The organism is Paracoccus binzhouensis (genome assembly GCF_016446475.1).
GTDB classification, from domain to species: Bacteria; Pseudomonadota; Alphaproteobacteria; order Rhodobacterales; family Rhodobacteraceae; genus Paracoccus; species Paracoccus binzhouensis.
Genome location: NZ_JAEHFP010000176.1, coordinates 1 through 6,757, shown reverse-complemented (window position 1 = coordinate 6,757; position 6,757 = coordinate 1). Strand labels below are relative to the sequence as shown.

The window sequence follows — 6,757 nt, the reverse complement described above, 5'->3', positions numbered from 1 at the left end:
GCCGTTTCAGACCTTCGCGGAACTCGCGGCATAAGTCTGTCCAGTAGAACGCCGATTCCAGCCTACCGTGTCATTTGCGACAGAACCCTTCCCGCCCTGTCTTTCCGAGCGGGGTGCGGTGGAAGGTAGCGAGATCGGCGAAGTTGTGGTTCGTGATTGCGGCCTTGCGGCTGCGCGCCCCTGTGTTCCCGGGATGCTGCGCCATGAAATGCGCCCGCGCCCCGAAGGCCTCCGAGATTAGGTTGATCCCGGAAGTGGCGGAGATGTTGCGGATTTCGGCCGCGATGTCGTCGAGGGCGGCCTGGGATCGCGCATAGACAGCTACGGTCATGTGGTGCTCGCCGAAGATCAGGCGTTTGGATTCCAGATCGTCCTGCGCGAGTTCCAGTTCCTGGGCGAGACTGACGGCTCCGTCATTGGCGGCCTGCATTAACCGCAGCTGCCGCTTGATCCGGCCCGCCATGATGTTGGCGTTGATCGGCACAAAAGAGTGCGTGACCACCATGTCGACGGGCAGATTCAACTCGTCGAGCATCAGGCTATCGGTCTTGGCGGGGTAGTTCTTCACCGCAAAGATCGCCCCGAGCTTGTCGCCGACGGCACCGTCCGAGAGCGCGATGGTCGTGCCGCGGAAGGTGACGCGCGTATTGGCTAGGTCCTCGGCGATCACACCGAGGCGCGACCGGGGGAAGAGCGGGTGCTCCTCGCCCGTGTTGAGTGAACCGAGGAAGCCCAGAAGCTCGCCGGTGCTTGCGGCCAGCAGGCGGGGCTTCAGCTCATCGAAGGACGACAGCAGAAACCCCACAACCTCGTCGAGCTTGCGCATGCGGCGGGTGGTGTCGGCCGCATGTCGCGAGCGAGACACCCCCAGACCGAAGGGCAGACGGCTGCTCGCCTCGGGGCGCTTCAGCACGGTCAGAGTCAGCGTCTTGTCGCGCAAACCCGCGCGACCGAGATGCGCGTGCCATCGTTCGTCGACGGCAGCCGCAAACCCTTCGCCCGGAACGGGCGGCAGGGTCACATCGACCGCTTTCGACACCTTGTGCAGGTAGAAGGAGAACTCCGTCCCCACCTGCGCGACGATGCCAGCCAGCAACCCTCCGATCCGGTCGAGATGCCCGTCCTCACTCGTGGTGCTGTTCACCCCTTCGAGGCGGATGCACTGCATCAGTTCGTTGCCGCGTGTCCGGATCGTTCGGTCGTTCACGAGGCTCACATAAGGCAGCATCATTGAGAGCCGCTTCTCGCCTTTGACCCATGCGGGTAGCGCGGTCAGCGGATCGATGGCGTTCTCAACCTCATCGGCAATTCCATCACGGGGCATAGCTGTCGCCTCCGTGCAGCTTGCGGTTCGTCGTGGGCGGGGTTTCCTGCAGGGTGATCACCAGGACATCGAGGAAGTTCGGATCCCAGTCTGCGGCCTTCCAGAGCGCCGGCCAGGCCAGCCCCGCGAACACAGCGACCACCCAGCTCTGCACCCAGAGGAACAGAAGCGTCGAGCCGAAGAGCCAGACCATGGCGTACATGATCGGCAAGCCCATCAGCTTGGGTGGCCTGAGAAGACCGATGAACACGCGGGACTGGTCAGCCATGGCCAAGAACTCCGGGATTGCTCAGGTGGTCCAGATGGCGGCGACGATGGTGGGTGCTGCGGCGATGCCCGCGATTGCAACCACGACCCAGAGCGCCTGACGGAAGTCGAGGATGCCAAAGAGCCAGGAAAGGAACACCCCGATCAGCGCAAGCGTTCCGATCACGATTCCCAAGGGACCGGTGATCGCATCGACAATTCCTTGAAGCAGGGTCTGCACCGGCGAGAGGTCGATGCTCTGTGCAAGCGCTGGACCCGCCAGCACGATAAGGGCCATCGCGCCGAGCGCGACGATCGAAGGTCTCGATGTCATGAAAGATCTCCTCTGAGCCGCTCAAACACGGCAGTCACACGGGCCACATGCCCTTGGGTTTCTCGAAAAGGGGGGATGCCGCCGTGGCGTGTGACCGCCTCAGGGCCAGCGTTGTATGCCGCAAGGGCCAGAGAGCCCTCGCCGAACTGGTCGAGCATCATCAGCAGGTAGCGAGCTGATCCGTCGAGGTTCTGCGCAATGTCATGTGGGTCGACGCCGAGGTCGCGGGCAGTATCCGGCATAAGCTGCCCGAGGCCTATAGCACCGACAGGGCTACGTGCAGCCGGATTGTATGCGCTCTCGACTTCAATGTTGGCTCGGTAAAGGAGCGCCCAGTCAGTGACGGAAAGCCCCGCGCGACGCAGCGCACCATGCCCGGCATACCGTAGAGCCGTGCTCTCGATCGCATGGAGGATTTCTGGAGTGGCGCGGGCGGCAGATCGAGCCGGGATCGCTGTCTCGCTCGTTGCGTCAGGAACGCGAGGTTCTGCGAAGAGAAAAAGGCGCCCGTTTGCCTCTTGAGAAGAGGAAATCAATTGGCCGTCTGGGCCAACCGAAAAGATGAAACCGTCGGCCAGGGCCGGGGGCGCGGAACAAACGCCTGTACCCAAAGCCACGACGAGCGCAGTCGCGCGGTCAGCTGCCTTTGACCGGAGGCGCGGCGTGGCGCTCGCGGCCACCTTCTTCAAGTGGGATGCTAGCGGTCGTACAGCCCATGTCGGCCAGGAAACTGACAAGGCCAACGATGGTTTTGAAGTCGCGGAGCTTGAGGACGCTTCGGCTGGTGACGAGCATCTTATCGTCACGCCCATCAGTGGAGACGGCGCGGATGACCCACGAGCCGTACCAGCTGTTATGGCGCTTCTCTGCTCTCTCCTTGCAGACCACCTCAATGAGGTAGCCCTCGGCGAGCAAGCCGCGCAGTCCGTCTTCTGTAACCACATTCGGTGCTTCTTCTATCATGACCTCCCCTGGGCCCTCCTCATCATGAGTATCGGCCCGCGGAGACATTTCCACACGGGCGATACAAGACAACATAATTGACTGCAAGACGATTTATTTGAGTTGACGAACCGTCTTTGGCTGCAATAGGTAGCTACCGCACGAAACCATAAATTTGAAGTGGCAAAGGAGTTTTGCCCTGCGCATGTTTTGTGCATTTCGATACGGTTTGCTTGGTCTTGTTGTGCCTCTCGCGTCGATTGGCCAGATCACCAATGCATGTACCGCGCCGGAACGGCCCTTCTTGCCTGAGCGGTCCGAAGACATTCGAGAATATGCCGATCTGCTCCGTTCTGATTTCGAGGGCTACATCGCCGACATACAAGAATACTTCCGCTGCTTGGACGCCGAGCGCCAACGCGCGTTTCACGAGGCACAGGAGGTTAGCCGGGACTATGGAAGGCTGGTCGAGATATTGGAATGACTCTTCATCGTCTCCATATTGGAGACTTTGAAAGCAGACACTATATAACTTTAATGTCCGCATAGGCAGACATTAAAGCGCCAAAGCCTTCTCCAGATCGTCGTGCTCGAAAGCACTTTCCAGATAGTCGAGCTCGCGTGCCGGAGCCCCGACCTGATGCGCAACTTCGCGCCACGTCGCTGTCGCTCTCGCCACTTCAGAGACGATTTCCCGGGCATGTTGGGTGCGGAGGCCGAATTCAGGTGCCACGGCCAACACCAGGTCAATGTCACAGGTCCCGTCGTCGAAATCGATCCGTGTCTGCAGGATACGCGGTTTTTCCAGCTGGGACGTCGGGTTGATGTCGAACGCCGGCGACAGCCGCCATCCAGCTGGCCCATCCCATAGAAACCCGTGATTGCGCATATGGTCGTCCGTATTCGACACCAGAACAGTGAAGACAAGGCGGCGATAGAGTTCTTCGCGATCCTTTGCAGCCTGGCTGCCAGTCCTTGTGATAGCGTCTACGATCTCGAGATAGCTGCCAGATACGCCATCCCGGTTCTGGGTCATGGTCATGGCTGACATATACGGGATGCGTTCGCCTGCTGCGCGTCGGTCAAACCGGGCGCTCAGGTAGACCGGCTGGTCACCGATGTTTGCCAGAGAGTGGTCAGCCATGGTCAGGCCGGCCCGATCTGCCAATCGCGCGGCGACTTCCTCCCAGCGTTCCTTGCTGTAATCGTCGTCAGCCTTGGGAAACTTGGCGATCGAGAGTTTGCCCTGCACATCATAGACTGAGCATTTTGGGCGTGCACCGCCAAGCGATGCCCCGGGCGCAAAAATGAGATCGAGGTCCTCGTCTAGTTCCTCGCCAGCTTCGAAACGCCCGACTGCGTCGAGAAGACGCTGGAGCGCGATATACCCCGGAACGCCATCTTGGATGGGTGCAGCATAGTCGGCATCGCCACGCCATCGCAGCCGCAAGGCTCCGATGCGGCTGACATCGGAGACACCCATAAGATAATCGGTCTCGAACAAGGTTCGAACCGGACGTTCCTCCCGCGCAGCGCGGCGCCGTTCCCGACGCCGCATCAAGGCACGGCCCCAGTTGTCTGGGGCACTGTCGCCAAGGGCTGGAAACATCTCTCCGTTGCCTGATGGTACAAACGGCCCGGGCGAGAGCGGCACGCCCTGATCAATAGCAAACCGCTCTGGCCGGTTCAGCCAATCGTCCGAGTACTCGAAAACGACGGTTTCGCGCGCCCGGGATGGCACACAACGCATGGTCCCGACAGGCACCAACGCACCATCGAGCTCGATGTCGATTTCGACGACCCGATCTGCCATGGCCTAGCTGCTCTCCTTGGAGCCAGGCTTCTTGCGCGCAAGAACCGCGCGTTTCGGCAAGCGCTCAAGAGCTGCATGTGCACCTTGGGGATCGTTCCTGGCATCAGCGAGATCTGCAAATCCATCCATCAGGTTCAATGCTTGCAACACAGCCGCATAGATGCCGATGGACACGCCAGCATCGCCTTTTTCGATCTTGTGGTAGGTTGAGCGCGCAATACCCGCCCGTTCGGCGACAATAGACGCCGGCAAGCCGCGGCGCAAACGTGCGTCACGGATATCGGATCCGAGCTTGCGGATCGCCCGCTTGGCTGCGGGGGGCGGAAGGTATGACGCAGGCAATGCTTCTATCCTCGGTCTTATTAAGGCCTTTATGTGTACATAAGAAGACATAAGGCAAGTGATTGGTTCTCTCTGACCGGCTTCTCCGAGCAATTGCCGCATCCAAACCATAGATCCTGGGCCTTCGAGCCGGATATCCCGATCAAAGAAATACGATTGCTGTCAAACGTGTTGTATTGTATTCGCGCGAATAGTTTTGTGGGGAGTCGATACATGAGACGCCATATCGTGCGGCTGGCGATGGCCGCGACATTGACTGCAAGTGCCTACCAAGTGGATTGCGCCATCCTGCTCTGTCTTGCTGGTGGCTGGCCAGCATCGGCACCTTGTGCCCATGCTCGAGCCGAATTCATACGCCGGATCACCCCCTGGCCCATTGAGCCGCCGCTCCAGATATGGCGCTGCCCTATGGGGGTGTCGTTCTCTCCTGTGGAAAGCCCCGGACCGGCCGAGCGCCTGTTCGACGCCGCATTCCAAGCCACCCTGCCCCGGCAGTCCTTCCCAGACGACGGACAGGTGATCAAGGTTCAAACCACGGATGGCGCCGACATCGACATCTCGGGCGACGCATTTGACTTCGTTCGAAGCATTCGCGTGTATCACATCCAGTACCGCCAGCACGAAAACCGAGATGGCGACTGCAATCGCAGCGACTCGACGCGATTGGGGTCCTACGGCGTGCAGGGCGACTACCGATGGACAAGATCCACCGTGGGCCAGGTGCCAGCCGCATCCGGCCTGAGCATCCCGAATGGATGTGGCGGCATTGCCAAGTTGTTGTGTCGTGAAGCGCCTGCTACAGGATCTCGGATGAAAACGCCATCATCCATGCCGCGCCTGAAGGGGTTTCGCTTTCCCCGTGAGATCATTGCCTACGCCGTCTGGGCATATCACCGCTTCGCCCTGAGCGGGGCTGACGTCGAGGACCTTCTGGCAGAGCGCGGCGTGATCGTCAGCCGCGAGAGCATCAGGCTTTGGGTTAACCGCTTTGGCGCGCAGTTTGCCGCCTGCATCCGGCGCGATAGGCCGGGGCCGTCGGACAAGTGGCATCTGGACGAGGTCGTCATCCCGATACGCGGCAGGAAACACTGGCTCTGGCGGGCGGTTGACGCCAATGGCCACACGCTCGACATCCTCGTGCAAACCCGCCGGAACGCCAGAGCCGCGAGGCGCTTTCTGGCAAGGCTCATCGCGCAATTCGGCCAGCCGCGTGTGATGATCACCGACAAGCTGCGCAGCTACTTCAAGCCAATCCGGAACCTGGCTCCCGACGCCGACCACAGGGCACACAAGGGGCTGAACAACCTGGTCGAGGGCTCACACAGACCAACGCGACGGCGAGAGAAGATCATGGGACGCTTCAAGTCCCAACGACAGGCGCAGAGATTCCTCGCCGCCCATGACCAGATCAACACCCTCTTCCGTCCCCGCCGCTATCGTCTCACCGCATCTTCATACCGCCACGCACGGGCTGACGCCTTCAGCCTGTGGAACGACTATGCGCTCGAGATGAACGCATAAGTGCTCACGCTTCGCCCCCCTTTGCGCCCACAATCACCCAACTTGGCAATGCCGTCGAGCGAGCCGTGGAAGAATGTCAGACCGCCCGCCGTGACCAAAGGCCCGCCCATCGTCGGCATCCCAAGCGGGATGTAGACGCCGGGAACGAGGTTCTGTCGCAAAGCTTCTTGGCCCTCGCGATTTCCCTGTCGGTCGCCTATATATTTTTCCTTCCAGAAGCTGCGCAGGTGAGGGC

9 protein-coding genes and 1 pseudogene are annotated in these 6,757 nt (G+C 60.6%); 2 read left to right on the top strand and 8 right to left on the bottom strand.

Features of this window, described 5'->3' with window-relative positions:
* Window positions 1-94: 94 nt before the first annotated feature.
* From I9P22_RS22920 to I9P22_RS22900, 5 genes and pseudogenes are all read right to left on the bottom strand, one after another.
* Window positions 95-1,324: pseudogene (locus I9P22_RS22920) on the bottom strand (VirB4 family type IV secretion/conjugal transfer ATPase); the annotation flags it as partial.
* Entirely contained in the window at window positions 1,314-1,592 is a 279-nt protein-coding gene (locus I9P22_RS22915) for a type IV secretion system protein VirB3 (protein ID WP_009574151.1), read from the bottom strand. The gene I9P22_RS22915 and the pseudogene I9P22_RS22920, both read right to left, overlap by 11 nt.
* Before the next feature lie 21 nt (window positions 1,593-1,613).
* The gene (locus I9P22_RS22910) at window positions 1,614-1,904 is read right to left on the bottom strand and encodes a TrbC/VirB2 family protein (RefSeq protein ID WP_054540759.1); all 291 of its coding nucleotides are present in this window, start codon (window positions 1,902-1,904) and stop codon (window positions 1,614-1,616) included.
* Entirely contained in the window at window positions 1,901-2,584 is a 684-nt protein-coding gene (locus I9P22_RS22905) for a lytic transglycosylase domain-containing protein (RefSeq protein ID WP_199262417.1), read from the bottom strand. Before I9P22_RS22905 ends, I9P22_RS22910 begins: the two co-directional genes overlap by 4 nt.
* Window positions 2,541-2,867 (bottom strand): hypothetical protein, encoded by a 327-nt coding sequence (locus tag I9P22_RS22900; RefSeq protein ID WP_199262411.1) that lies wholly within the window; start codon window positions 2,865-2,867, stop codon window positions 2,541-2,543. Before I9P22_RS22900 ends, I9P22_RS22905 begins: the two co-directional genes overlap by 44 nt.
* Window positions 2,868-3,051: 184 nt before the next feature.
* On the opposite strand from I9P22_RS22900, the gene I9P22_RS22895 reads away from it, so the two are divergent.
* Window positions 3,052-3,330 (top strand): hypothetical protein, encoded by a 279-nt coding sequence (locus tag I9P22_RS22895; RefSeq protein WP_233253552.1) that lies wholly within the window; start codon window positions 3,052-3,054, stop codon window positions 3,328-3,330.
* A gap of 72 nt (window positions 3,331-3,402) precedes the next feature.
* Here the strand turns inward: I9P22_RS22895 and I9P22_RS22890 are convergent, their stop codons facing one another.
* Both I9P22_RS22890 and I9P22_RS22885 read right to left on the bottom strand, forming a co-directional pair.
* The gene (locus I9P22_RS22890) at window positions 3,403-4,659 is read right to left on the bottom strand and encodes a type II toxin-antitoxin system HipA family toxin (protein ID WP_199262409.1); all 1,257 of its coding nucleotides are present in this window, start codon (window positions 4,657-4,659) and stop codon (window positions 3,403-3,405) included.
* Window positions 4,660-4,662: 3 nt separating this feature from the next.
* Entirely contained in the window at window positions 4,663-5,001 is a 339-nt protein-coding gene (locus I9P22_RS22885; protein WP_199262407.1) for a helix-turn-helix domain-containing protein, read from the bottom strand.
* A gap of 810 nt (window positions 5,002-5,811) precedes the next feature.
* Here I9P22_RS22885 and I9P22_RS22875 point away from each other — a divergent pair.
* Window positions 5,812-6,522: an IS6-like element ISPpa9 family transposase gene (locus tag I9P22_RS22875; protein WP_199262413.1), complete on the top strand. Its 711-nt coding sequence runs from the start codon at window positions 5,812-5,814 to the stop codon at window positions 6,520-6,522.
* Here the strand turns inward: I9P22_RS22875 and I9P22_RS24725 are convergent.
* Window positions 6,498-6,757, bottom strand: a 260-nt coding sequence (locus tag I9P22_RS24725; protein WP_233253551.1) for a hypothetical protein, incomplete at its 5' end; no start/stop codon positions are given. The genes I9P22_RS22875 and I9P22_RS24725 overlap by 25 nt on opposite strands.